At 69.9% G+C, this 24916-nt stretch carries 20 protein-coding genes; 13 read left to right on the top strand and 7 right to left on the bottom strand.

All coding sequences use genetic code 11. The features are described from left to right. Positions 1 to 29: 29 nt before the first annotated feature. Positions 30 to 1325 (top strand): sensor histidine kinase, encoded by a 1296-nt coding sequence (locus tag NR798_RS23900; protein ID WP_375764782.1) that lies wholly within the window; start codon positions 30 to 32, stop codon positions 1323 to 1325. 140 nt (positions 1326 to 1465) lie between these two features. Continuing rightward, the gene (locus tag NR798_RS23895) at positions 1466 to 1840 is read left to right on the top strand and encodes a hypothetical protein (RefSeq protein WP_375764781.1); all 375 of its coding nucleotides are present in this window, start codon (positions 1466 to 1468) and stop codon (positions 1838 to 1840) included. 9 nt (positions 1841 to 1849) lie between these two features. On the opposite strand, the gene NR798_RS23890 is transcribed toward NR798_RS23895, so the two are convergent. From NR798_RS23890 to NR798_RS23880, 3 genes are all read right to left on the bottom strand, one after another. Next, on the bottom strand, positions 1850 to 2659 hold the full coding sequence (locus tag NR798_RS23890; protein ID WP_375773816.1) for an FKBP-type peptidyl-prolyl cis-trans isomerase: 810 nt from the start codon (positions 2657 to 2659) through the stop codon (positions 1850 to 1852). Positions 2660 to 2875: 216 nt separating this feature from the next. Continuing rightward, positions 2876 to 4441: a kelch repeat-containing protein gene (locus NR798_RS23885; protein ID WP_375764780.1), complete on the bottom strand. Its 1566-nt coding sequence runs from the start codon at positions 4439 to 4441 to the stop codon at positions 2876 to 2878. A gap of 145 nt (positions 4442 to 4586) precedes the next feature. Then, positions 4587 to 5855, bottom strand: a complete 1269-nt coding sequence (locus NR798_RS23880) for a vanadium-dependent haloperoxidase (RefSeq protein ID WP_375764779.1) — start codon at positions 5853 to 5855, stop codon at positions 4587 to 4589. A gap of 172 nt (positions 5856 to 6027) precedes the next feature. On the opposite strand from NR798_RS23880, the gene NR798_RS23875 reads away from it, so the two are divergent. The 5 genes from NR798_RS23875 (at position 6028) to NR798_RS23855 (ending at position 11207) form a co-directional block, all read left to right on the top strand. Continuing rightward, positions 6028 to 6681 (top strand): TetR/AcrR family transcriptional regulator, encoded by a 654-nt coding sequence (locus tag NR798_RS23875; RefSeq protein ID WP_375764778.1) that lies wholly within the window; start codon positions 6028 to 6030, stop codon positions 6679 to 6681. Continuing rightward, positions 6678 to 7553 carry an alpha/beta fold hydrolase gene (locus NR798_RS23870; RefSeq protein WP_375764777.1) on the top strand — a complete coding sequence of 292 codons (876 nt, stop codon included), beginning with the start codon at positions 6678 to 6680 and terminating at the stop codon, positions 7551 to 7553. Before NR798_RS23875 ends, NR798_RS23870 begins: the two co-directional genes overlap by 4 nt. A gap of 225 nt (positions 7554 to 7778) precedes the next feature. Beyond that, positions 7779 to 9149 (top strand): serine/threonine-protein kinase, encoded by a 1371-nt coding sequence (locus NR798_RS23865; protein WP_375764776.1) that lies wholly within the window; start codon positions 7779 to 7781, stop codon positions 9147 to 9149. 125 nt (positions 9150 to 9274) lie between these two features. Next, a complete protein-coding gene (locus NR798_RS23860; protein ID WP_375764775.1) occupies positions 9275 to 10105 on the top strand; it encodes an SDR family NAD(P)-dependent oxidoreductase in 831 nt (276 codons plus the stop codon). A gap of 43 nt (positions 10106 to 10148) precedes the next feature. Beyond that, positions 10149 to 11207, top strand: a complete 1059-nt coding sequence (locus tag NR798_RS23855) for an Rpn family recombination-promoting nuclease/putative transposase (RefSeq protein ID WP_375764774.1) — start codon at positions 10149 to 10151, stop codon at positions 11205 to 11207. A 2-nt stretch (positions 11208 to 11209) separates the two neighbouring features. Here the strand turns inward: NR798_RS23855 and NR798_RS23850 are convergent, their stop codons facing one another. Genes NR798_RS23850 through NR798_RS23840 form a run of 3 tightly spaced genes read right to left on the bottom strand, consistent with a single transcriptional unit; the run spans position 11210 to position 15239 of the window. After that, positions 11210 to 11716, bottom strand: coding sequence for a hypothetical protein (locus tag NR798_RS23850; RefSeq protein WP_375764773.1), 507 nt, complete (start codon positions 11714 to 11716; stop codon positions 11210 to 11212). Continuing rightward, positions 11713 to 14472, bottom strand: a complete 2760-nt coding sequence (locus NR798_RS23845) for a phosphoenolpyruvate synthase (RefSeq protein WP_375764772.1) — start codon at positions 14470 to 14472, stop codon at positions 11713 to 11715. The genes NR798_RS23850 and NR798_RS23845 overlap by 4 nt, the downstream gene beginning before the upstream one ends. Further along, positions 14469 to 15239 (bottom strand): TetR/AcrR family transcriptional regulator, encoded by a 771-nt coding sequence (locus tag NR798_RS23840; protein ID WP_375764771.1) that lies wholly within the window; start codon positions 15237 to 15239, stop codon positions 14469 to 14471. Before NR798_RS23840 ends, NR798_RS23845 begins: the two co-directional genes overlap by 4 nt. Positions 15240 to 15400: 161 nt before the next feature. Here NR798_RS23840 and NR798_RS23835 point away from each other — a divergent pair, with 161 nt between their 5' ends. From NR798_RS23835 to NR798_RS23820, 4 genes are all read left to right on the top strand, one after another. Further along, positions 15401 to 16021, top strand: a complete 621-nt coding sequence (locus NR798_RS23835) for a TetR/AcrR family transcriptional regulator (RefSeq protein WP_375764770.1) — start codon at positions 15401 to 15403, stop codon at positions 16019 to 16021. 2 nt (positions 16022 to 16023) lie between these two features. After that, positions 16024 to 16518, top strand: a complete 495-nt coding sequence (locus tag NR798_RS23830) for a VOC family protein (protein WP_375764769.1) — start codon at positions 16024 to 16026, stop codon at positions 16516 to 16518. 71 nt (positions 16519 to 16589) lie between these two features. Continuing rightward, complete coding sequence (locus tag NR798_RS23825) at positions 16590 to 17228, top strand: macro domain-containing protein (protein ID WP_375764768.1); 639 nt, start codon at positions 16590 to 16592, stop codon at positions 17226 to 17228. 283 nt (positions 17229 to 17511) lie between these two features. Continuing rightward, positions 17512 to 18546 (top strand): ATPase, encoded by a 1035-nt coding sequence (locus NR798_RS23820; RefSeq protein ID WP_375764767.1) that lies wholly within the window; start codon positions 17512 to 17514, stop codon positions 18544 to 18546. Here NR798_RS23820 and NR798_RS23815 read toward each other — a convergent pair whose 3' ends face one another. Continuing rightward, positions 18547 to 18894: a hypothetical protein gene (locus NR798_RS23815; RefSeq protein ID WP_375764766.1), complete on the bottom strand. Its 348-nt coding sequence runs from the start codon at positions 18892 to 18894 to the stop codon at positions 18547 to 18549. Positions 18895 to 19197: 303 nt separating this feature from the next. Here NR798_RS23815 and NR798_RS23810 point away from each other — a divergent pair, with 303 nt between their 5' ends. Together NR798_RS23810 and NR798_RS23805 are read left to right on the top strand one after the other, a co-directional pair. Next, on the top strand, positions 19198 to 24294 hold the full coding sequence (locus NR798_RS23810) for an Ig-like domain-containing protein (protein WP_375764765.1): 5097 nt from the start codon (positions 19198 to 19200) through the stop codon (positions 24292 to 24294). A 230-nt stretch (positions 24295 to 24524) separates the two neighbouring features. Continuing rightward, positions 24525 to 24758, top strand: a complete 234-nt coding sequence (locus NR798_RS23805; RefSeq protein WP_375764764.1) for a mersacidin/lichenicidin family type 2 lantibiotic — start codon at positions 24525 to 24527, stop codon at positions 24756 to 24758. Positions 24759 to 24916: the final 158 nt, after the last annotated feature.

Below are 24916 nucleotides of genomic sequence, written 5' to 3'. Positions count from 1 at the left end.
CGGTACCCAATCACCCTCGGAGGGACGCGATGGATGACCAGCCCAGGAGCGCGGTCCAGGCGGCGGAGCGGGTCCAACGTGGCATCCAGGGCATCGCGGGGATAGGGGCGACCACCGTCAACCTCGCGTTGTTCGTCGCGTTCTGGGGCCAGTGGCGCGTGGTCCTCGTCGTCGCGGGGGTGGGCGTGGTGCTCGCCCTGGGCAATGGCCTGGTCCTCGAATGGCTCGTCGGGAAGACCAGCCGCGCCCGGGTGGAGGCGATGCGGATGGTGCTCAACGTGGCGGGCATCACCCTCGCGGGCATCCATACCGGGTGGTCCGTGCTGGTCTGGGTCTTCGTGCCCTACAACATGCTCTGGTACTTCGGGCTCGATCCGTGGGTCCGTCCGCGCATGGCCCTCTACCTGGGGGTGATCACCACGGTGGCCTTGTCCACCGGCGCCGAGCCTGTCACCGCCGTGGCCTTCTCCCTGATCGGCATCTTCGGATACCTGGTGTCCGAGAAGCGGGGCTCGCTGCTGACGCAGAAGCACGAGGAGCTGGAGCGGGCCCACCAGGAGCTGCAGCAGCTGCACCAGCGGGCGCTCGAGCAGGAGCGCCTCTCCAGCCTGGGGCTGATGGCGGCGAGCGTGGCGCATGAGATCAACAACCCGATGAGCTACGTGACGAGCAACGTCGACTCGCTGCTCCAGGACATGCGGGACGTGCCGGACCTGCCCGGGCCGCTGAAGGAGTACGTGGACGACGTGCTCCCGGCGACGCTGGACGGAATCAAGCAGGTGAACGCCATCGTCTCGGACCTGCGCCGCTTCTCGCGCGGGGATTTCGAGGGCTACGTCTCCTATGACTTCACCGCAGAGGTGCGGACGGCGCTGCGCATCGCGCGGAGCCAGCTCGGCCACGTCCGGGTGGAGGAGGCGCTGGCCGAGGTGGGGAGGGTCACGGGCCGTCCGCGCCAGCTCGTGCAGGTGCTGGTGAACCTGCTGGTCAACGCGGGGCAGGCCACCCCCTCGGGTGGAGTGGTGCACCTCGGCACGCGCCGCGAGGGCAATCAGGTGCGCGTGGAGGTGCGCGACACCGGCTCGGGCATGTCCGAGGAGACGAAGCGCCACCTCTTCGAGCCCTTCTTCACCACCAAGCCGCCCGGGTTGGGCACGGGGCTGGGCCTCTCCGTGGTGCACGGCATCATCAAGGCCCACGGCGGCCGCATCGAGGTGGAGAGCGAGCTGGGCAAGGGCACGTGCTTCACCCTCTACCTGCCCAACGTGCCGCCCCTGCCCGCGGAGAAGACCTCGGGCGCGAACCTGCTCGCGGCGGGCCGCTGACCCGGCGGCGGAGCCTGTTGGCCAGGAGGCACTTGCCCGGCGGGTCCAGTCCAACAGTGGGGGGTCGCGGTCTCCCCCGGCTCTCCTCCCCTCCTCTTTCGATGCACATTGGGCTCGTGCATCCGGGAGGAGGAAGAGCCATGAGGAAACAGGTGCTGGCCGTCACCGTGCTGCTGGCCGCGGCCCTGGGGACGGGCTGCGTGAACCGGCGGCAGGCCGCGGGCGTGTACGTGGGCGAGCCGATGGTGGAGACCGGCGTCTTCACCCACGTGGGCAAGGAGGGAAAGGCCTGGGTGTTCAACCCCATGGCCCCCTGGGAGAAGAAGGTGCGCGTCTGGGTGACGCCCGAGACGAGCGTGGTGGAGAACGGCATCCAGACCGAACTCGGCGCGGTCAAGGCCGGACGGAAGGTCCGGCTGATCTACGAGCTCCGGCGCGATGGCACCGGAGTCGCCGAGCGCATCGACATCATCAGCCAGGTGACGGGCGAGGAGCCGCCCGACACCGACACCTGAGCACTCCGGTTACTTCTTGCCCGGCTTGCCCTTCGGCGGCTTGGGCGCGGGGGCGGGCGCCGGCTCCGGCTCGCTCGGAGCAACGGGCTGCTCGGGGGGCGGCTCGTTCTTCACCGCGTCGAGCAGCTCCACCTCGAAGATGAGCGCCGAGCCACCGGGGATGCCCGGCGTGCCGCGGTCGCCGTAGGCGAGGTCGGCCGGGCACACCAGCTGGGCCCTGCCGCCCACCTTCATCATCTGCACGCCCTCGGTCCAGCAGCGGATGACACCGTTGAGCGGGAACTGCGCTGGCTCGCCGCGCTTGAACGAGCTGTCGAACTCCTTGCCATCCGGCAGCATGCCCCGGTAGTGCACCGTCACGACGTCGGTGGCCCCCGGATGCACCCCGGTGCCCTCCGTCAGCGACTTGTAGATGAGGCCGGACTCGGTGCGCACCGCGCCCGGCTCCTGGGCCGCCTGGTCCAGGAAGCCCTTGGACTTCTCCCGCTCCTTCTCGGCGCGGGCCGAGGAGCGGGTGCGCGCCAGCTCCGGCAGCTTCGGACCGTAGGTCTGGATGTCCACCGCGGGCTCCTGGTCCATCACCTGCGCCCGGATGCCCGCCTGCATGTACGCCAGCTCCTCGGGCGACATGTTGAAGACCTGGATCTGCCGTCCCAGCGTGAGGCCGAGCGCGTAGAACGTCTTCTGCTCCTCTGTCTGGGGCGCCGCCAGCGCCGCGCCGGAGTCCTGGGCCGGCTCTTCCGCCTTCTGGGCGGGCACCTCCGAGGTCGTCTTCATCGCCCCCTGCTGCGACGCGCAGCCTCCGAGGGTGAACAGCATCACGGCCGCACCTGCCCATGACATCCGCGAGTTCATCCGTCTCCTCTTTCCCGGGCTCCACCGCGCCCGGCGTGGCCCTTTCGTAGCGCGCTCCCCCCGTCCCCACCAGAACGCAACCACGGGGGGCCCGAAAAACGACGGGCCACCGGACCTCCCCCGCGTGAGGGAAAGCACCGATGGCCCGCCGGTACCGGAGCCCGAGCCGCGGGGAGCGGCCTACGGCAGCCCCGCCTGGGTGAACACCTCGCTGGTGTACTGGCTGGCGGTGCTGAAGCCCGCGGTGAGCAGCACCCGGCCGTCCTGGAGCACGGTGGCGGTGTGCTCGTAGCGGTTCTGGCCCATGTTCGCGGTGGGGCACCACAGGCCGGTGTCCGGGTCATACAGCTCGGCGGAGGAGTGGATGCCCGTGGAGGCATCGTAGCCCCCCGCGGCCAGCACCCAGCCATTGGCGAGCGTGCTGAGCGTGTGGCGGCGCCGCGGCGAGCTCATGTTGCCCGTGGACGTCCACGTGCCCGTGAGCGGGTTGTACAGCTCGGCGCGGGCGCTGGCGGCGCCGTCCAGGCTGCCACCCGTCACCAGCACCTGGCCATTGCTCAGCAGCGTGGCCGAGTGGAAGCCTCGCGCCGTGGCGAGCGAGCCCGTGGAGGTCCAGGTCCCCGTGGCGGCGTCATACACCTCGGCGGTGCTCAGGCAGTTGGTGCCCAGGCACTCGTCCCCGCCATCCACCACCCCCCCGGTGACGAGCACGCGGTCGCCCCACTGAAGCTCGGTGGCGGTGAAGCCGCGGCGGGCGAACTTCATGCGCCCGGTGGGGTACCAGATGCCCCGGGCCACGTCGTAGATCTCGGCCGAGTCGAGCGCCCTGCCGGAGTCGTCCACGCCCCCGAAGACGAGCACGCGGCCTTTCGACAGACGCACGGCGGCGTGCCCGCGGCGAGGCGTCACCAGCCGGCCGATCTGGAGCCAGTAACCGCCGGTGGGGTCGTACACCTCGGAGGTGGCGCTCGCGCCGGAGTCATCGCCGCCCACGACGAGCACGCGGCCGTCCTCCAGCAGCGTGGCCGTGTGGAGGCGGCGGGTGGTGTTGGTGTTGCCCGTGACCGTCCAGGCGCGCGTGGCGGGCGAGTACAGCTCCGCGGTGGTGCCGAAGCCGCCCGTGGCGAGCACCCGTCCATCCGCCAGCAACGTCGCCGTGTGTTGCAGGTGCAGCGCGGCCGTGCTGCCGGCGGGGTTGTGCTGGCCCGCGCCCTCCGTGCCGCACTGCTCGGCCACCACCTCCTCGAGCCGCACGTCATCCAGGAGCCCGCCCAGGCTGTCGGCCACGCTGGTGTCCTGGAACACGAGCATCATCTCGGCGTCCGTGGCCCTCACGCGGAAGGTGTGGCGGGTCCACTGGTTGCTCCCCAGGGAGCTGCCATCCGCCTGCAGCGTGGTGGACAGGTCGCCAAAGCGGACGGAGATCCGGTTGTCCCGCACTCCTGGCCGCGGGGAGTACGCGACCGAGAGCTCGTAGAGCGCACCGGGCTTCGGGTAGACGATCTGGTACATCGAGCTGGGCCCGTGCGAGTCGAGCTCGACGACCTGGGAGCCCTCCAGCGCGCCAAAGGCCTGGATCTCGATTCCCGAGCCGTACCCCGCCCAGCCCGGGATGCTCCCGAAGACGGACCAGGAGCCCCGAGGCAAGGCGGGAGACTCGAAGCCGCCGTTGATGACGAGGGACTCCTGGGCCAGGGCGGGCGTTCCGAGGGACAGCAGGAGCAGGGCACTCAGTGCGTGCTTCATGTTCGCCTCCAATGTGGGGGTTGCGTCGGGCTGCCCACGCTCGGGCTTGGGTCAGGCGGGCAGGACGGCGAGAGGATACGCCTCGCTCGTCCCGGCGCTGTGACGCACTTCACCCCCCCGCAGTGAGGCGAATCACACGGGGCGCTTAGTGGCCCGTGGGCTGGAGGCTGTGGCTCGTCACCCACTCGGCGATCTGGCGCCCGGACTCCGCGCCCACCACGCCTGAGTTGCGGTAGTGCATGCCCCCGATGACGCGGGCGAGCACCACGTCATCCACCATCTGCTGGAAGCTGGTGAAGCCGCGCTCGCGGCCCTGCGGATTGCGCACGACGAGCGGCGTGGTGAAGGGCTCGGAGCCGAAGAGCTGCGCGTACGTATTCGCCACGGCGCTCGACTGCTGCGGGTGCCCGGCCGGGTACTCCTGGTTCGGGGGCGTGTCGATCATCGGCGCCCAGGTGGGATCCGCCGTCACGCCCGGGCTGCCCTCGCGGATGGCGGTGATGGGACGCCAGAAGTTGAAGGCCTGCTTGCTGTTGATGTTGATGATCACCGCGTCCGCCGCGGCCATGCTGCCCAGGGCGAGGACCCGGGCCGTCTCCTCCAGACCGAGCCCCTTGCGGACCGCCATCTGCTGGCCGACGTCGATCGCGAGCAGCGGCGCCGTGATGGGCGCCCAGAACAGGCCCGCCTCCGCCTGGTCCGCCGTGCGCACCGCGCTCGTCTTCGCGCCGAGGAGCTTCACCTCCTCGAGATCACGCACGAAGAGCTCGCTGGTGATGGCGGGCGGAGGGGGGCAACGGAACTCCGCGGCGCTCGGGACGGACCACGTCCGGACGGCGCTCCACTGGGCCAGGAAGGTGTTCGGGTAGAGGCCCTGATCCGACCAGGGCGGCACCTGCCGCCAGACGCCCTGCTCCGGCGTGGGCGCGACATAGGTGGGCGCGTCGTTGGCCCGGTCGTCGGCGCGCGACTCCCACAGTTGGGAGGCCACGGCCTCGCCCACCCGGAGGCCCTCGGTCTTGCTGGCGCTGTCCGGAAGGGCCGCCAGCGAGGTGACGAAGTGCTCATCGAGCTCCGCCTGACGCTCCGGGTGGAGCCGCACGAGCATGGAATGGGCGGCGGCGATCGCGGCGGCCTCGGCCGAGGCGTTGGCATCCGCGGCCACCGGCGAGCCATAGGTCGCATAGCGATGGCGGATCGAGTTGATCGCGTCATGCATGGCGACGTGGGTGAATGCCACCTGGCGCGAGTGGGGAACGAAAGCGCCGACCATGCTGGGGACGAGCTCGCGCGAAATGTTGCTCCACTCCAGGACAGCCTGGTTGGTCTCCTTCGTCTCCTCGGGCTCCTCGCGACAAGCGGCCAGTGCCAGCACCGCCATCAGACCCACGCTCCGCTTCCAGAAACCGCGCATGTTGCAACCCCCACTGTTGGGAAAAGGCCGCGACTATACGCAATCCGACAGAAAAGACCGCCAGGGGGGTGGGAGGCCGGGCCCGTCACGGCTCGGGAGCGCGCCCTTCCCTGCCGCAGCCGCCGTTTCGCTGGACGGGGAATCAGTATTTCGTTAAACATGTTCATTGAACGTGTACGACGAAACGAAACCCAAGAGGCAGCCCGGTCTCCGGGCGACGCAGAAGGCGGCCACCGGCAAAGCGGTGCTGGAGGCGGCACGCGAGGAGTTCGAGCGCGTGGGCTTCGAGGCGGCGAACCTGCGGGCCATCGCGGCCCGCGCGGGGGTGTCCGCCGGCACGGTGCTCCACCACTACGGCGACAAGCGGGAGCTGCTCCACGCCGCGCTGTTCGATGACCTCGAGGAGACGCTGCGGCGCGCCCTCGCGGGGATCGGCCCGGGGCCGCTGGAGACGCAGCTCTCCGAGCTGACACACGCCGTGTTCGGCTACTACCAGCGGCGCCCGAAGCTCTCGCGCACCCTGCTCAAGGAGTCGCTCTTCGCGGACGAGCCGTGGGCCCAGAAGTTCACCGCCCAGGTCGGCACGGTGCATGGGGCCATCGCGCGGCTGGCCGAGGCGGCGATCGCCCGGGGGGAGCTCCGGCCCGGCGTGGACGCCGCGCTGTTCGGCGCCGCGTACTTCTCCTTCTTCTACTTCGCCCTCATCTCGTGGGTGCAGGGCGCGCACGGCTCGCCGGTGGCGCTGGTGGAGCGCCTGATCGGCCAGCACCTCGAAGGACTTCGTCCCAGCGGCAAACCACCCCCACCCCGGAGGAAAGACCGATGAAATCCGCGTTCAGAGGCGAGCAGGAGAAGGCCGTGCTCTCGCAGTGGTTCGAGCGCTTCCGCGATCGGCTGAAGGTGCCGACGGAGAGCAGGACGGTGAAGACCCGCTTCGGCGACACGCACGTCCTCGTCGGCGGCCCCGAGGGCGCTCCGAGCGTGGTGCTGCTCCACGGAGCGCTCGCGAGCTCGGCGCACGTGCTCAGCGAGCTGGCCCCGCTGCTCGAGCGGTTCCGCATCTACGCGGTGGACATCGTCGGGCAGTCGGTGAAGAGCGCGGACGCGCGGCCCTCGGTGTCCAACAACGAGTACGGCGAGTGGCTGAAGGACGTGCTCGATGGGCTGTCGCTCGAGCGCACGCACGTGGTGGGCGTGAGCTGGGGCGGCTTCGTGGCGATCCGGCTCGCGGCGTTCGCGCCCGAGCGCATCCAGCGGCTGGCCCTGCTCGTCCCCGCGGGCGTGGTGAATGGCTCGCACTGGGAGGGGTTCACCAAGGTGGGCCTCCCGATGATGCTCTACCGGATGTCCCCGTCGAAGCGGCGCCTCGAGGCGTTCGTCCGCCACCTGCTCACGACCACGGATGACGACTGGGTACCCTACCTGGGCGACGCCCTGCGCTCGTACAACATGGACATGCGGGTGCCCGCGCTCGCGAAGCCCGAGGAGCTCGCGCGGCTGAAGGCACCCACGCTCGTGCTGGGCGCGGACCTGGATGTGAGCTTCCCGGGACAGCGGCTGCTCGCCCGGGCACCGCAACTCTTCTCGACGCTCACCGAGACGGAGCTCATCAAGGATTGCCGTCACTGCCCGCCAACGACGGACGCCTTCCGGCACTGGCTGTCGGAGCGCATCAGCGGCTTCCTGCTCGCGAGCTGACGGGCGTATGTGGAGTACGACACCTTCGTCGCCGTCAGGCGCCGTTGGCGCGCCGCGGTTGCTTGACACCGGCCCAGGCCCGGTGCCCCATGAACGGGTGTCTCCTGGGGGACCGCGATGGAACAAGCACCGCTCGGAAGATGCTGTGGCTGTGGCGCCGAGATCCCCGCGGCGGGATCCTGCCCGCACTGCGGCGCGGTAGCCGAGGCCGAGGGCTATCGGACGGTGCGGGTCCTGTCCCAGACGCCTCACAGCCGTATGTACCTGGCGCGGAGCCCGGATGGCGAGCTGGTCGCGCTCAAGGAGCTGCTCTTCGCGCTCGCTCCTGGGGCCGAGGAGGTGGAGGCCTTCGAGCGGGAGTCCAGGCTCCTCCGCCAGCTCCATCACCCGCGGATTCCGCGGTACCTCGCGAGCTTCCGGGTGGGGATGGGCCCCGCCACGCGGCTCTATCTGGCCCAGGAGTACGTCTCGGGGGAGTCTCTCGCCGGGAGGCTCGAAAGCGGCACGATGCAGGAGGCCGAGGCACGCGACGTGCTGCGCCAGGTGCTGGACGTGCTCGTGTATCTGCAGGGCCTGGTGCCCCCCATCCTCCACCGCGACATCAAACCGCAGAACCTCATCCGCACCGCGGACGGGTTGATCCACCTCATCGACTTCGGGGCGGCACGCGATCTCTCCCGCGGCACCGCGCACGGGGCCACGCTGGTGGGAACCTTCGGCTACATGCCCCTCGAACAGCTGGCGGGAACCGCGAGCCCGGCGAGCGACCTCTTCGCCCTGGGAGCCACCGTGCTCCACCTGCTCACCGGACGGCACCCGTCCGAGCTGGTGACGGAGGACTACAAGCTGGGCATTGGAGGGCTCCTGCCGGTGTCGCTCCCCTTCCGGCGGTACCTCGAGAAGCTCGTCGCGCGCGATCGCTCCGAGCGCTTCGGGTCCGCCCGGGAGGCGCTGGCGGCGCTCGATGGGCTCGAGACGGCGGGGCTGACGGTGGCGGAGAGGGCCGCGGTGGGCCGGGGGGATCCGTCCGTACGCGGCTTCATTCCGAGGCCCGAGAAGCTCCACGTCGAGGACTCGGGTGGGAGCTACGCGGTCTGGTGGTCCTGGCTGGCCCCCCGGCACTTCATGACGGGCCTGTTCTCGCTCTTCTGGATGGGCTTCCTGCTGTTCTTCCTGCTCGGGAGCGGGCTCTGGGTGGCGCCGTTCCTCCTGCTGCACTTCGCCGTGGGCGCGGGACTGTCGTACTCCAGCCTCTCCGGCTTCTTGAATAAGACGCGCCTCCAACTCACCCCCGACGCGCTGGAGGTCCGTCACGGTCCCCTGCCCTGGCGCGGCAACCGCCGGCTCAATCCCCGGGAGGTGACGCACCTCTATTGCACCCGCGATGAGCTGGCGCGGAGCTTCGGCCTCACCGTCTGGCCGTGGCCCTTCTCCACCGCGACGTACTCGCTCCACGCGGTGGTGGGGGGCCGGAAGGTGACGCTCCTCAAGGGCCTCACGGAGCCCGATCGTGCCCTCTTCCTGGAGCGCACCATCGAGGAGCGGCTCGGTCTGCCCGACCTCTCCGTGGACGGAGAGCTGGCTAGGCGGGGCTGAGCGGCTCCTGGGAGGCCCTCGCTCGCCCGCCTGCCCATCAATGCAGCGGACAGGGCGCGTGGCCAGCCGCAAGGTCCATCCGAACATTGAGCGAAGCGTCTTTGCTCCACACCAGGAGAGGATTGATGGCTTCGTCGAAACAGGGAGAGACCCGTCCGTTCGCCGTCGTGACCGGCGCCTCCAGTGGCATTGGCTACGAGCTCGCCAGGCAGTTCATCCAGCATGGTTTCGACGTGCTGATCGCCGCCGAGGACGACGGCATCACGCAGGCCGCGAAGACGCTCTCGGACGGCGCGCTCATCGAGAGCCTGAAGGTCGACCTCGCCACCTACGACGGCGTCGAGCAGCTGTACGCGAAGATCCGATCGCTGGGCCGTCCCGTCGATGCGATCGCCATCAACGCGGGGGTGGGCGTCGGCGGCGAGTTCACGGAGACGAAGCTGGAGGACGAGCTCAACCTCATCCAGCTGAATGTCACCTCGGCGGTGCATCTGGCCAAGCGCGTGGCGCGGGACATGGTCAAGCGCGGCAGTGGCCGGATCCTCTTCACCTCGTCGATCGCGGCGATCATGCCCGCGCCCTTCGAGGCGGTCTACGGAGCGTCCAAGGCCTTCCTGCTGTCGTTCTCGGAGGCGCTGCGCAACGAGTTGGCCGACGCGGGGGTGAGTGTCACCGCGCTCCTGCCGGGCCCCACCGAGACGAACTTCTTCCACCGCGCGGGGATGGACGACACGCGGGTCGGCCAGCAGAAGAAGGATGATCCGGCCCAGGTCGCGCGCCAGGGCTTCGAGGCGATGATGGCCGGCGAGCAGAAGGTCTTCGCCGGTTCGGTCAAGACCCGGCTCCAGGCCGCCGTCGCCCGCGTCCTTCCGGATCCGGCGAAGGTCCAGATGCACCGGTGGATGTCCGAGCCGGGCTCGGGTTCAGGCTCGGACCCGGAGCCCGAGCACAAGTAGTCACGCGTTCACGCGTCTCGTCGACGGGAGGAGCGTCGCCGACGTGGACGCACCGGGACAGGCGGTGCCCTGTGCGGCGCCGCTGGCCCGCCGCATGCTTTCTCCAGGGCCGCTCGTCATGCCCGGCCCTCATGATCTCTTCGCCCGCTTCACCTTTGGTCAGCCCGAGCGGGCCGCGGCCGAGCTGCGCGCTGTCTTGCCGCCTCGGGTCGTCTCCCAGGTGGACTGGTCTACCGTGCAACAGGAGTCCGGCTCCGTGGTGGACCCAGAGCTGCGCGAGACCGAGAGCGACCTGCTCTTCTCGGCCCGTCTGCGCGGTGGGCGTCCGCTGTTGTTCTACGTCTTGCTCGAACACCAGTCTTCGGTGGACCGGTGGATGGCGCTGCGCATGCTGCGCTACGTGGTGCGCCAGCTCGAGCACTGGCGTAAGGCGAACCCCAGCAGCGAGAGGCTTCCGGTGGTGGTGCCTCTCGTCATGTACCACGGGCCGGACGGCGCCTGGTCCGCGCCCCGGCGGGTGGAAGAGCTCTTCGACCTGCCGGACGAAGCGGAGGAGCAGGATGGCTGGCGCACACTCGTGCCGCGCTTCGAATACCTGCTGGATGACCTGACGGCCCAACGGGCCGAGGCGCTGATGGCTCGTCCCGGCCCGCCCCTCGCCCGGCTGGCGTGGCTCGTACTGCGCTACGGACGCAGTGCGGAACTGGCCCACCGTCTACGGGATTGGACGGCACTGTTCGCGCAAGTGCATGCCGATCCGGATGGCACCCAGAATCTGGTGGTCGTCATCCGCTACCTCTTTTTGATCGGAGACAAGCGCATCCGCAGAGCAGCAGAGCAGGTGTTACATTCGGTGATGGATGCGCGGCAATCGGAGGATCTGATGCGGACCTATGGCGAGACACTCATCGAGCGGGGACACCGGAAGGGACTGAAACACGCGGTGCTTCGGATTCTCACCAAGCGAGGCCTGCTGGTGGATGAACAGTCCCGGCAGCGCATCCTGACCTGCACGGACGTGACCACCCTCGACACCTGGCTCGATCGGGCTCTGACGGCCACCACCCTCGCCGAAGTGTGGGGTGAGCCGGCGCAACAATGAAGTCAGGTGCGTCCCATGAGCAGTGGCCCGAAGGCATGGGCCAGCAGGCCGGCCAGCGGGGGCAGCGCGAGCGAGGCCACTAGCCGCAGCCCCGTCATCCGGCCGCCATAGATGGCGACCTCCATCGGCACGCGGATGAAGGACAGCATGGACAGCGAGGTCAGGTAGGTGACGACCACGCCGAGCCCCGCCCCCGAGCGCACCAGCGCCGCGGCCAGCGGCAGTCCGATGGGTCCTCCCCCGGGGGTGAGCGCGCCCGCCACCCACGCCACCCCGATTCCCTTCCAACCGGATTCGTCCGACAGCCAGTGCGCCACCAGGTCTCGCGGCAGCAGCACCTGCACGAGGCCGGTGAGCATGAAGACCACCACCAGCAGGGGCAGCAGGATCATCCCCTCCTTGCCGCCCCGCTTCAGCCCCTCGACCACCAGCGGCCAGCCCCCCTTCCAGGCCGCCAGCCCCATCACTCCCAGCAGCAGCACGCCCATGACGATCGCGGCGGCCTTCATGCGGCACCTCCGTCCAGCACCTCCACGAAGCCCCGCGTGCCGTCCACGCGGATGCGCTGGCCGGTGCGGATGCGCTGCGTCGCTCCCGACACGCTGACGACGGCCGGAATCCCGTACTCGCGGGCCACCACCGAGCCGTGCGTCATGAGCCCTCCCACTTCCGTCACCAGGCCCGCGGCGTGGACGAACAGCGGCGTCCAGCCCGGATCCGTATGCGGTGCCACGAGGATCTCTCCGGCGTGGAGCACCTCGCGCGCCGGGTCGAGCACCACGCGCGCCAGCCCCTCCACCACCCCGGCGGAAGCCGCCGTCCCCGACAAGGCGCCCGGGGGCACATCCTCGCGAGCCGCCAGCGAGGGAATCTCTCCATCGCTCGCCATCACGAAGGGCGGCGAGCGCCGGGCGTCACGCTGCAGGGCCGCCCGCCGCTCCCCGGCGAGCGTGCGCAGATCCGGCGTCTGGGTGGCCTCGAGCGCCGCGATCAGCTCCTCGAAGCGGAACAGGTACACCTCCTCCTCCGCGCCGAGCGCCCCACGCTGAACCAGGAGCGCTCCGGCCTCGCGCACCGCGTCGCGCGCGAGCTCCAACACCCGGACGAGCAGGTACTTGGGGTGCTCTCGCAGCCCCATGCCCGTGCGGGCCACGCGCACCCACCGGCGAGCCAGTCCCGCTCGCAACCCCCCGAGCAGTCCGCGGCGCGATGCGGTGACCAGGTGCTCGCTCGCGGCTTCGGCCTTGGCCGTCAGTGCCGCGTGGTGGGCCCGGTGCTCGCCCGCGGCCCGGTTCGCCGAGGCCGTCCCCAGTCCTCCCACGATGGCCGCGATCAGCGGCGCGGGCTCGTCCTTGTAGCGGGGCCGGGACAGATCCACCTCGCCGGGCCCCCGCATGCCATAGCGCTCGAGGAACGCCCGCCACGCCTCGAGGAAGGCGGGCCCCCCTTCCACGTCGCGTGCAGCGGCCAGGGCCTCGGTGGCGGGACGGCTTCGCAGCAGCTCCGCCAGTGCCGGATACGGGCGGACCCGGTCCGTCAGATCTCCCACGGCCAGATCCATCTCGGTGGTGACGTTGCCGGGCAGGCCCCGCTCCAGCGCGGAGAGGTCCTCCTCCGTCCCGCCGAGCACTCCCTTCCGGACGAGGTTGACGAGGAGCCGGTTCGCGATGATCCCCACGGCGATGTTCGGGGCCAGGGTGAGGATGACCTGGGAGAAGAGATCCGAGAGCGCGAGCCGCGCCTCTCGCAGCCGCGCCGCACCCGGGGCCGCCGCCGCGAGCCGGGCTCGCACCCCGGCGACCCGCGACTCGATGAAGGACTCCACCCCAGGCCTGAGCCGGGTGGGCTCCATGACGAACAACCGGGCCAGGACCCGGGCCACGATGGGGACGACGAAGCGGCCGATGGCGCTCAGCCGGGCCCTTTCACCGCTCGCGCCGCGCTGGAAGGCCGGCCGGTCCGTCAACGTGCGCAGACCCTGGCCCACGTTCTCGTAGACGTGACCGAGAATGCCCGTGAACACGCGCCGCGGGCCGGGATGGCGCAGCAGGGGCGTCAGGTCCAGGTAGATCCGGCTGCCCGCGGTGGTGAGGATCCGTGACTCGCTGGGAGCGTCCCCCTGGCCCCGCGGCGCCTTGCCGAACGGAAGCAGCAACCGCCACACCTGGATGGCGAGCGGCGGCATGGCGTCCGTCATCATCTGCACGTGGCCGAAGCTGGCGTAGACGTGCAGGCCCTCGTCGCTGGGAGCGGGCTCGGGCAACGGGTAGAGGCTCGTGATGGGCCGCGTCTGCACCACGTAGAGCCGCCCGGCCTCGATGCACCACTCGATGTCCTGCGGCTTGCCGTAGTGCGTCTCGATGCGCACGCCCATCGCGACCAGCTCCCGCAGGGCCGCGTCATCGAGCGCCCGGGCGCGCCGGACGTCCTCGGACAGGCGCTCCTCCCAGGTTCCGCCCTCGGGCCGCGGGCGGATGGCCAGGGCCTTGTCCCCCACCCGGACCTCCAGCAGCTCGCCCGTCGCCTTGTCCACCTTGTACAGGTCGGCGTTGATGAGCCCGCTGACCAGCGCCTCGCCCAGGCCGAAGCCGGCATCGATGGACACGGTCCCCCGCCGCCCGGTGATGGGGTCCGCGGTGAACAGGATGCCGGACACCTCGGGCAGCACCATGCGCTGCACCACCACGCTCAGCTTCACCGCCCGGTGGCCGAAGCCACTCCGGGCCCGGTACAGCACCGCGCGATCGGTGAACAGCGACACCCAGCACCGCCGGACCGCGTCGAGCAGGGCCTCGGCCCCGCGGATGTTGAGATAGGTGTCCTGCTGGCCCGCGAAGCTCGCGTCCGGAAGATCCTCCGCCGTGGCGCTCGAGCGCACCGCCCACGAGGCCTCGCTCCCCTGGGCCCGCCAGGTGGCGAGCACGGCCTCCGCCACGGTCGGGGGAAGGGGCGCGTGGCCGAGCGCGGCACGCGTGGACTCGGCGGCGCGGCGGGCCGCCTCCACGTCCTTCCCATCCAGCGCCTCCAGTTGCGCGTACAGCGCCTGCAGCTCTCCGCATCCGGCCAGGAACGCATCGAACGCGGCCGTCGTGACACAGAAGCCGGGAGGCACCGGGAAGCCGGCGCGGGCCATCTCGCCCAGGTTGGCCCCCTTCCCTCCCACGCGGGGGAGATCCGCCGCGGAGATGCGCTCGAAGGGGAGGATCAGCGGTTCCATGTCCGTGCTCCGCGAGGCGGTGAGGTGGATGGGTTGGACTGCGCTCATGGGGTCCTCCGGGCAGTGGACGCGAGACCATCGAGGAACACGTGGGTGATGAAGCGGGCGGTCTCTTCCGGGTCCGGCAGGGGTCCGCCTTCCAGCACCGGGCCCGCGAGGAAGGCGAAGATCATCCCGGCGAACGCCTGGGCCATGCGCTGGGGCTCATGGGGCCCGAGCGCCCCGCTGGCCGCGTAGGACTCCAGCAGCCCGGTGAGGATCGTCCGGGCGCGCAGCGGGGGCGTGTTCAGGAACTCGGCCCAGGGCCCGCCGCGCATCCGCTCCAGCATCGCCAGCTTGAGCAGATCGAGATCCTCCGCCGCGTAGCGGATGACGGTCGCGGCGACGCGCTCCAGATCGGCCCGCAGATCGCCCGTGGGATGGAGGGCCACCGCCCGCATCGCGCGGCGCGGGCCGATATGCCCGGCGAACGAGCTGATGAGTCCCTTCTTGTCTCCAAACTGGCGATAGACCGTCGCCGGGCCCACGCCAGCCTCGCGGGCGATGTCCTCGAGCGTGGCCGCCTCGAAGCCGGCCCGGGTGAACACCGCGCGGCACGCCGCGAGGATCCGCTCCCTCGCATCCGCCCGCTGCCCCACCTCCACGCCCTGCTCCGAGAGCGCGGCGAGCACGGCCTCGCGGCTACCCGCCTGGCGGTACAGCGTGGCGCGCGACAGGCCGCACTCCCGCGCCAGATCATCCATGGTGAACCCGTCCGGCCCGTGCAGGGCGACCAGGCGGGCAGCGGCATCGGCGATGTTCTCGGGCAGGGGCATGGCTCGCTGAGTCGTGATGAGAGATAGGTATCTCTCTCGTCTCATCTCGTCAAGACGGAGTGAGAGAGCCACCTCTCGTGACGTATCACCCCGGCTCTTTTCAAGGGGTTGACGGCATACCCACCAGTTGGTATTGATTGAACCAACCAGTCGGTATGCCCATGGACACCTCGGAGAGCCACCACCAGTCCAAGACGAAGTTCCTCGACGCGGCCCTGCGGGTCATCCGGACCAAGGGCTACACGGCGACGCGGATCGACGACGTATGCGCGGAGGCGGGCCTCACCAAGGGGAGCTTCTTCCACCACTTCAAGAGCAAGGAGGAGCTCGCGATCGCGGCGGCCGACCACTTCGCCGCCATGGCTGATCGCCTCTTCGCCTCCGCGCCCTATCAGCGCGCGGCGGATCCCCTCGAGCGGCTGCTGGGCTACGTCGACTTCCGCATCGCCATCCTGCGGGGCACGCTGCCGGACTACACATGCCTGCTCGGGATGATGGTCCAGGAGGCGTACGACACGTACCCGGAGATCCGCGCCACCTGTGACAGGCACCTCAGCGCGCACGCCGGGATGCTGGCGCGTGACATCGCCGAGGCCAGGCAGCGCTACGCGCCGGACGCTCCGTGGACCCCGGAGAGCCTCGGGCTGTTCATGCAAACGGTCATCCAGGGCGCGTTCATTCTCGCCAAGGCGAAGCAGGGCCCCGAGGTCGCGGCCGAGTCCCTGCGTCACCTGCGCCGGTATCTCGAAACACAGTTCACCCCCAGCCGCAAAGGAGCATGACCATGGCTTCCCTGGCAGAGACCCAGAAGATCACTCCGTTCCTGTGGTTCAACAACGAGGCGGAGGAGGCGGCGAACTTCTACGTGTCGCTCTTCAAGGACTCGAAGATCCTGACGGTGTCCCGCTATGGCGAGGCGGGGCCGGGCCCCAAGGGGTCGGCCATGGTGGTGGACTTCCAGCTCGCGGGGATCCGGTTCAACGCGTTGAACGGCGGCCCGGTCTTCAAGTTCACCGAGGCCATCTCCATGGCGGTGAGCTGTGACTCGCAGGAGGAGGTGGACATGCTGTGGTCCAAGCTGACCGCGAACGGCGGACAGGAGAGCCAGTGCGGCTGGCTCAAGGACCGGTACGGCCTTTCCTGGCAGATCGTCCCGAAGCGGTTCATGGAGCTGATGCAGGACAAGGATCCGAAGCGGACGCAGCGCGTGATGCAGGCCATGCTCAAGATGAAGAAGTTCGACATCGCGCGCCTGGAGGAGGCGTACGCGCAGGCGTAGCGGCGCGCGAGACGCCCGGGACGCATCGGCCGACGGGGGCGATGCGCTCGGACGTGGGTTATCGTGCCGCCATGTCTCTCCCCTTCCAGCTCCACCTGCGTGACCTCAGCCGGGCCATGGTGGAGGCATGGCGGCAGGAGTTCGCCAACATCCCCGGCGTCACCCTCTCCCAGGGCGACATCTTCTCGGAACGGCCGGGCGCGGTGTCCGCGAGCGATCCCATCGACGTGCGTGCCGATGCGGTGGTGAGCCCCGCCAACAGCTTCGGCTTCATGGATGGAGGGATCGACGCCGTCTATACCTACCAGCTCGGTCCTCAGGTGCAGGAGCGGCTGCGCGCGCTGCTCGCCGAGCAGTACGGTGGCGAGCTTCCCGTGGGCCAGGCCGTCATCGTCTCCACCGGCCACAAGGACATCCCCTGGTGCATCAGCGCGCCCACCATGCGCGTGCCCGCGGACGTCAGCAAGACGGTGAATGCCTACCTCGCCATGCGGGCGGCGCTCCTCGCGGTGCTGGCCCACAACCGCACGAGCGCGGCTCCCATCCGCACTGTGCTGTGTCCTGGACTGGGCACCGCCGTGGGGCGCATGCCCCCCGAGCGCTGTGCACGGCAGATGCGCGAGGCCTGGGTGCGGACCGTTCAGGGCCGGCCCTTCATTCCCCACTCGCTGCGCGCGGCCGCCGAGGAGGACTGGGCCCTGAGGAAGTAGCAGCGCCTTCTGGCCGCGCGGCGTGCCGACTGGTCCGACAGTAGGACCAGTTGCTCCCGGGCGCGGCCGGGACCTCCCCTGAAGGGACCTGCTTCCACTCGGGTGGTGACGGCTGTCACCAGGTGGTGGGTGCCGTCACCAGGCCGCGCTCGCTCCCGCGCGAGCCAACCGCTCGAAAACCGGGCGTATCCCCGCCGTCCGACGCCCTTCCGCGCCTGGCACGAAGGACGCATCAGGGGAGCCCGTCGGTGCGGTGGATGTTCCACCTCCGGAGGGCGCTGCGATGCGGAGACGGTTGGGAGAGCTGCTTCGGGAAGACGGGCTGGTGGACGAGCTGCAACTGCGCGCGGCGCTGGGCTTCCACAACAAGTGGGGCGTGCCGCTCGGGCAGGTGGTGGTGGACATGGGCTTCTGCACCGCGCAGCAGGTGCTCGAGACGCTGGCCCGGCAGCTCCAGCTTCCCGTGGTGGACCTGGACGCCGAGGTGTTGGATCCGCGGCTCGCGGACGTGCTTCCCGCCCACGTGGCGGAGTCCTGCCGGGTCGTCCCGTTGCGGCAGGAGGGGCCGCGCGACTCGGTGCTCGTGGTGGCCACCACGGCGCCGGCGCATCCTCCCGCCCTGGACGAAGTGGCCCGCGTGAGCGGCAAGGCGCGCGTGGTGACGCTGCTGGCGACCGATGCCGCCATCTCCCGCGCCATCGATCGGCTCTACCACCCCCATCTCCTCGACGCGCGGCGCCCCGTGGAGCCGATTCCCCTCCCCGAGGCGGATGAGCACCTGCCCCTGGTGACGAACCGCGCCGAGTGCCTGATGCTGGAGCGCTTCCTGCCGGGCGTGGGGGGCCTGCCCGTGCTGGTTCCGCTGACGGAGGAACTCCCGGCCCACGCCCGGCTCACCGAGCGGGAGCTGCCGAGGGTGGAGGCCGCGAGGAAGCCCGTGGTGGAGCGGGAGCCGGAGGTCTGGGTGTACGGCTGGGGTGTCCAGGCCACCCAGGGGTTGTTGACGCTGCTGGAGGACGCGGGCCTGCGGGCCCGGGTGGCGCGAACGCAAGACGTGCGGGCAGCGAGCCCGTGCACGGTGGTCCTGGCGCCGGTGCAGTCGGTGGAGGGCGTGACGAGGCGGGGCCTCCGGGCCCGGCTGCTGCTGGCGGGCCGGGCGCGGGAGGAGGCGCAGGCATGGGCCTTGGGGGCACAGGGCTTCCTGTCCGGTCCCCTGCGCGCGGACGTGTTGAGTCAGGCCGTCCGCGAGCAGGTGAGCGCCCGTCCCATGCCGTGCGCCGTGCGGGCTGAGCCGCGGGCGGGGGCTCGAACCTGGTGACTACTGTTGCGGCGCGTCTTTCGTCGGGCCCTCGTCGATCACCTTGGACTGGGTGTCATTTTTCTGGATGCTCCGTGCGATGTCGGACTCGGTCCTCGTCACGGTATTCCCCGGAGCCACCTCGGGCGCCCAGAGCCGTCCCTCGTCTGTCGTCACCGTGAAGCCCGCGCCTCCCGTGGCCTCACCGTTGTAGACGGTGGGGGCACCCAGGCGGTCCCGCCGGGCCACTTCCGTTGGGTTCAGCAGTTCCTCCAGAGGCGGCTCGTCCGAGCGAGCGCTCGAACTATTGGTGGCGCAGCCCCACAGGCTGAGCACACCGGTAGCAACCAGGAGGGGGAGCTTCTTCATGGGGCAACTCCTTGTTGGGGTCACTCCAAAGGTGAGGCCCGCTGCTGCGGGAGCAACGGGGTGACCGTCGGCGGGGATGCACCCTCCGTCCGCTCCCCTCCTCCGCGAGGGTCTCTGTCCTCCTCCCGCACTCGCTGGGAATCTCCTCTCACACGGAGCGTGCTCCCGCGGTGGCGCTCGCCATGGCATCGGCTGGCCGCTCGGCCGATGTGAGGTGTCACTTTCTTCACGAAGAGTGATCCAGCTTCCCGGGATTAATTCAATTCCCAGGGAAACGGATTTCGACTCCCCAGGGGGGGCACCATGCGGATCCCGGTGACATTGCTCGTGGCAGGACTGCTGCTCGCTTCCTGCGAGCCCCCATCCGAAGGTGTCACGGCCGAGCCCGAGCCCACCCTGCGCACGACGCAGGGCGCGCTGATCGACTGCAACGGCCTGGGCCCGAATCCGCCGGAAGTCGTCATCACCTCGCCCGCCTCCGGTGTGACCCTGAGCGGCACGGTGACCCTGACCGCCGACGCGGCGGACGATGAGAGGGTCACTCGCGTCAGTTTCCTCCTCGACGGCAAACTGCTCGCCTCGGACGCTTCGCCTCCCTACGAGCTGGTCTGGGACAGCACCACCCATGGCAACGGCCCGGGGGTGCTCACCGCCCAGGCCCAGGACACCCGGTGCCAATCGACGACGAGCGCTCCGGTGGCGGTGACGATCGAGAATGCCGGAATCGCGACGTACGACGCCACGTGGGGAGCCCCCGCCTGCGCGGCCGTGGGCAGCAAGTGCGACTCGGCGGACCTCCTGGAGGGACGGGGGAGCGCCGACCCCGAGCTCCATCAGCCCAACACCGTGGGTGGCTCCTGCGCGGACGAGCTCAGCACCTCCTCCTCCCTGTACGCGCTGCAGCGGCTCCAGGTCTTCCGGAGCGATGGCACCGCGCTCGCGGCGGGCAAGGAGGTGACGGTCCAGGCCACGGTCCGTTCGGGCGACGAGTTCGTCTCCCGTGAATTGGACCTCTATGTCGCGCCCGATGCGAGCAACCCCACCTGGAGCCTCGTGACCACCCTCGTGGGGCCCTATTCGCCTGGAACCCAGACGCTCTCGGCCACGTACCTGCTTCCGGCGGGTGGGCGGCACATCCTCCGGGGCGTGTACCGCCCGGCGTCCAGCGCGCCTTCTCCCTGCACCCCTGGCAATTCCACCGACCATGACGACCTCGTCATCGCGGTGGGCAACGATCCAGACTCCACCCCGCCCGCGGTGGCCATCACCACGCCGGCGCAGAGCGCCACGCTCGAGCGCATCGTCAACGTCAGCATGGCGGCGAGCGACAACTTCGGCGTGCACCGCGTGGAGCTGTACGACGGCACCACCCTGCTCACCAGCTACTCGCGCCCTCCCTACGCCCTGAGCTGGGCGACGCGGACGGTGCCCAATGGTCCCCACACCCTCACTGCCCGGGCCTATGACCTGGCCGGCAACGTCACCACCTCGGCCGCCATCAACGTCCTGATCGACAATGACTACGTGGCGCCCAACGTGGCGCTCCTCACGCCCATGGACGGCGCGACCGTGAGCGGGAAGGTGCCGCTCGAGGCCAGCGCCACCGATGACCGGGGCACGGTGCGCGTCGAGTTCCATGTGGATGGCCGCCTCATCGAGACCCGGTACGCCCCGCCGTACACCGTGAGCTGGAGCAGCCGCGTCGTGGGAGCCAACTCGGGGCCCACCGGGGTGTCCAACGGGCCGCACGTCCTCAGCGCGACGGCCTATGACCTGGGCGGCAACGCCTCGCCCCCGAGCACGGTGAACGTGATCGTGGACAACGACTACACCGCTCCCTCGGAGACCACGCTCACCTCGCCCGCCAGCGGGGCGCTCTTGAGCGGCCTCGTCACCCTCGAGGCGACCGCGAGCGACGACCGGGAAATCGCGGAGGTGTTGTTCTACGTGGACAACCTGCTCATCGGCTCCGACACGACGGCCCCCTACTCCGTCTCCTGGAACTCGGTGGAGGTGTCCAATGGCAGCCACCAGCTGTACACCTACGCCCGGGATTTTGGGGGCAACGGCAAGCAGGGCGCGAAGGTCTCCGTGCAGACGAGCAACGCGGGCAATGTGCGCTACGACACGTCCCTGCGGGTTCCCCGGTGCGACTCGGCGACGGCGCGCTGCGACAGCCGCGAGCTGCTGCTGGGACGCGGGGGCCAGGAGCGGAACACGCCCAATACGCTGGACGGATGCGTGGACGGCAACTCGTTCGAGTACTCCTTCCAGAGGGAGGCCGTCGAGCGGATCCGCGTCATCCGGGAGGACGGGACGGCGCTGGCCGTCGGCAAGCGGGTCCGGATCGAGGTGGACGTGAGGGCCGGCTACATCCCCGCCGACACCCTGGAGCTGTACCACTCGGCGAATGCGGTCCGGGGGACCTCGTTCACGAAGTTCGCCTCCTTCCAGCCCACGGAGGCAGCCGGGCCCTCTCAGACGTTCTCGGCGGAGTTCGTCCTGCCCGCAGGCAACCTGCAGTCCTTCCGCGCGCGCATGCAGTCGAGCGTGGACCTGTATGAGCCGCAGTGCCAGGCGGTGAACAACTATACCGATCGCGACGATCTGGTCTTCGCGGTGGCTCAGGAGACGGACGCCGTCCCCCCCCACTCGGTGGTGCTCACCGCTCCCGCGGAGGGAGCTTCGGTGACCCGGACCGTCACGCTGACGGCCGAGGCGAGCGACAACTTCGGCGTGGCGGCCATGGACTTCTATGACGGGACGATGCTGATCGGCACGGACACCTCGGCACCGTTCAGCGTGAGCTGGAACAGCCGCAATGGCCCCAACGGCAGCCGCACGTTGACGGCCCGGGCCCGCGATCTGGCCGGAAACGCGAGCAGCTCGGCGCCCGTGACGGTGACGGCCTACAACGACCTGTCGGTGCCGGTGGTCTCCCTCACCGCTCCCGACAATTACAGCCAATGGGCCGCGGTGGTGGAGCTCTCCGCGAATGCCTCGGACCCCGAGGGCGTCACCCGAGTCGAGTTCTATTCGGGCAGCCAGTTGATCGGCACCGTCACCTCCCCGCCCTACACCTACCGGTGGAACCCGGGCGTCACCCAGGCCTCGTGGTTCACCCTGACCGCCCGGGCCTACGACCCGAATGGCAACGTGGGAACCTCGTCGCAGGTGACGGTGAAGGTCGCGCCCGAGCTCGATCCGCCGACCGTCTCGATCACCTCGCCCATGAACGGTGCGAGGCTCTCCGGGACCGTGTCGCTCACCGCGAACGCCACCGACGCCTCCGGGGTGGTGAGCGTGGTGGAGTTCCGGCTGGACGACAATCTGATCGGCTTCGATAGGTCCCCGCCCTTCAACTACACCTGGAACACCCTGACGGCGCCTGGCGGCACCCACACCCTGACCGCGTTCGCCCAGGACGGCTACGGCAACTACGCCTTCTCCGCCGGGGTGAGCGTGACGATCGACAACGCGGGCCCGGCCGTGGCCCTCACCTCGCCGGCCAGCGGGGCGACGGTGGGCAGCGTGGTCTCCCTCCAGGCCACCGCCACGGATGATGCCGGGGTCACCCGGGTGGACTTCCTGGTGGACGGCGTGTTCCTGGCGAGCGACACGACGGCCCCCTACGCCGTGGAATGGAACAGTGGCTCCTGGGCGAACGGGACTCACACGCTGACGGCCAAGGCCTATGACACGTTGAGCAACGTGTCCACGAGCTCCGCCGTCACGGTGACCACGAAACAGCCCACCACGACGGTGGCGCTCACCTCGCCCGCCAACGGTGCACAGGTGAAGGGCCTGGTCCCACTGACCGCGACCGCCACCGACGACGACGGCGTGGCGAAGGTCGAGTTCTACGTGGACGGGACGCTGCTCGGCACCGACACCACCGCGCCCTACTCGCTGAGCTGGGACAGCACCACCCTGGCGGACGGAGCCCACTCGATCAGCGCGAAGGCCTACGGTCCCCTGGGCATCCCCAGCAGCTCCCTGTCGGTGGGGGTGAACGTCGACAACAACGCGCCGGCCGTGGCGCTCACGTCCCCCGCGCAGGGAGCGTTCCTCCGCAGCTCTGTCACGCTCACCGCCACCGCCAGCGACACCGTGGGCGTGGTGCGGGTCGAGTTCTATGACGGCACGGCACTGATTGGCACCGACTCCACGGCGCCCTACTCGGCCAGCTGGTCCACCTCGAGCGTGACGGGCGGTGCGCACACGCTCACGGCGAAGGCCTTTGACGGTGCCGGCAACACCACGACGTCCGCCGCGGTGGCGGTGACGCTCGACAACACCGCGCCCACGGCGGCTCTCGGCGCTCCGGCGCAGAACACCACCCTCCGGGGCACCGTCCTGGTCAGCGCCACCGCCAGTGACAACCTGGGCGTGGCCCGGGTCGAGTTCTACGCGGAGGGGACGCTGATCGGCACCGACACCAGCTCGCCCTACGAAGTGAGCTGGAACAGCGCCTCCCTGACGGACGGTGTCCGCCTGCTCAACGCCAAGGCCTACGACAGCGCTGGCAACGCCGGCACCTCCGCCTCGATCCTGGTGTACCTCGACAACACCCCGCCGGACGTGGCGATCGCGTCACCCGCGCAGGAGGCGCTCCTCCGGGGCACGGCCGTGATCACGGCCACCGCCAGCGACAACCAGGGGATGGCGAGGGTCGAGTTCTACGACGGCGCGACCCTGCTCGGCACCGACGCCACCTCGCCCTACCAGGTGAGCTGGAACACGGCGAGTGCGGCGAACGGTGCTCACTCGCTGACGGCGAAGGCCTTCGACAGCGCCGGCAACGTGGGCACCTCCGACGCGGTGACGGTGACGCTCGACAACACCGCGCCCACGACGGCCCTCACCGCTCCGGCGCAGGGTGCCTCCGTTCGGGGAATCGTCGCCGTCAGCGCCACCGCCAGCGACAACCTGGGGGTGGACCGGGTCGAGTTCTACGCGGGCACGACGCTGCTCGGCACGTCCACCACCGCGCCCTATGTGGTGAGCTGGGACACGACGGCCCTGGCCAGTGGAAGCACCGTCACGCTCACCACGAAGGCATATGACACGGCGGGCAACGTCACCGTGTCCGCCGCCCGCACCGTGACGGTGGACCCCACCGCGCCCACCGTGGCCATCACCTCTCCGGCCAACGGCGCCTCGTTCCCCATCTTCACCTTCAGCACCACCATCCAAGCCAGCGCCAGTGACAACGTGGGCGTCACCCAGGTGGTCTTCTACGACGGGGGCGCCGTCCTCGGCACCGACACCTCGGCTCCCTACAGCTTCAGCTGGAACCTGCTCAGCGCGGCCAAGGGCACGCACACCCTGACGGCCAAGGCGTACGACGCGGCTGGCAACGTCACCACCTCGGCGCCCATCTCCGTCAAGGTGAACTGACCCCGCCGAATACGGGCGCCGGCTCCCTCCATGCGAGTCCCTTCTTGTCCGCAGGGCCAGAGAGACGGCACACCTGCGGTACTGCCTATGGCTGGGCCCGGAGGTGCCACTCGGCTGCTCAGCGAACTGGACGGCGGCCGCATGGAGTGAGCGTCACTGACGGACTCCGGGCACTCCCTCCCCATGACTGTCCCACTCCCGGGACAGGCACACCTCACGAGGAAGACGCCATGAAGAAGGAATTGATCGTCCGAGCCTGGAAGGACCCGGAGTACCGCGCCCGTCTCTCCGCCGAGGAGCGCGCCGCCATCCCCGACTGTCCTTCCGGCAGAGCCCTGACCGAGCTCGATGAGGCCGAGCTGCTCGGGGCCGTCGGCGGCAAGTGTGAGCCCCGCTACTCGCTGCACATCGCCAACTCCTGCGGAATCGCCTGTACCGTCATTACCTGCAGAGCCCTCGACTGAGACACCCCCATCGACTGAAGTCGTAGTCCCTCGGCGCCATCGGTGAGTCCCCCGGCCACCGGTGACGCTATTTCCACCCCCTCACCACCGAGCCAGATCCAACTCCCCTGGATTTGTTCAATTCTAGGGAAAGCGGATTTCAGCTCCCGAGGGGGAGG

It is taken from the genome of Archangium gephyra (assembly GCF_042230915.1).
GTDB lineage: Bacteria > Myxococcota > Myxococcia > Myxococcales > Myxococcaceae > Archangium > Archangium gephyra_B.
The sequence above is the reverse complement of the archived record's forward strand: the minus strand, read 5'-3'. Positions and strand labels throughout refer to the sequence as shown.

Coding starts and splice junctions, on each gene's coding strand:
- NR798_RS23805 (WP_375764764.1), top strand. CDS start 24,525: ATGAAGAAGGAATTGATCGTCCGAGCCTGGAAGGACCCGGAGTACCGC.
- NR798_RS23810 (WP_375764765.1), top strand. CDS start 19,198: ATGCGGATCCCGGTGACATTGCTCGTGGCAGGACTGCTGCTCGCTTCC.
- NR798_RS23830 (WP_375764769.1), top strand. CDS start 16,024: ATGGCTTCCCTGGCAGAGACCCAGAAGATCACTCCGTTCCTGTGGTTC.
- NR798_RS23825 (WP_375764768.1), top strand. CDS start 16,590: ATGTCTCTCCCCTTCCAGCTCCACCTGCGTGACCTCAGCCGGGCCATG.
- NR798_RS23835 (WP_375764770.1), top strand. CDS start 15,401: ATGGACACCTCGGAGAGCCACCACCAGTCCAAGACGAAGTTCCTCGAC.
- NR798_RS23880 (WP_375764779.1), bottom strand. CDS start 5,855: ATGCGCGGTTTCTGGAAGCGGAGCGTGGGTCTGATGGCGGTGCTGGCA.
- NR798_RS23890 (WP_375773816.1), bottom strand. CDS start 2,659: ATGCTGTTCACCCTCGGAGGCTGCGCGTCGCAGCAGGGGGCGATGAAG.
- NR798_RS23820 (WP_375764767.1), top strand. CDS start 17,512: ATGCGGAGACGGTTGGGAGAGCTGCTTCGGGAAGACGGGCTGGTGGAC.
- NR798_RS23860 (WP_375764775.1), top strand. CDS start 9,275: ATGGCTTCGTCGAAACAGGGAGAGACCCGTCCGTTCGCCGTCGTGACC.
- NR798_RS23885 (WP_375764780.1), bottom strand. CDS start 4,441: ATGAAGCACGCACTGAGTGCCCTGCTCCTGCTGTCCCTCGGAACGCCC.
- NR798_RS23900 (WP_375764782.1), top strand. CDS start 30: ATGGATGACCAGCCCAGGAGCGCGGTCCAGGCGGCGGAGCGGGTCCAA.
- NR798_RS23895 (WP_375764781.1), top strand. CDS start 1,466: ATGAGGAAACAGGTGCTGGCCGTCACCGTGCTGCTGGCCGCGGCCCTG.
- NR798_RS23840 (WP_375764771.1), bottom strand. CDS start 15,239: ATGCCCCTGCCCGAGAACATCGCCGATGCCGCTGCCCGCCTGGTCGCC.
- NR798_RS23845 (WP_375764772.1), bottom strand. CDS start 14,472: ATGAGCGCAGTCCAACCCATCCACCTCACCGCCTCGCGGAGCACGGAC.
- NR798_RS23870 (WP_375764777.1), top strand. CDS start 6,678: ATGAAATCCGCGTTCAGAGGCGAGCAGGAGAAGGCCGTGCTCTCGCAG.
- NR798_RS23850 (WP_375764773.1), bottom strand. CDS start 11,716: ATGAAGGCCGCCGCGATCGTCATGGGCGTGCTGCTGCTGGGAGTGATG.
- NR798_RS23815 (WP_375764766.1), bottom strand. CDS start 18,894: ATGAAGAAGCTCCCCCTCCTGGTTGCTACCGGTGTGCTCAGCCTGTGG.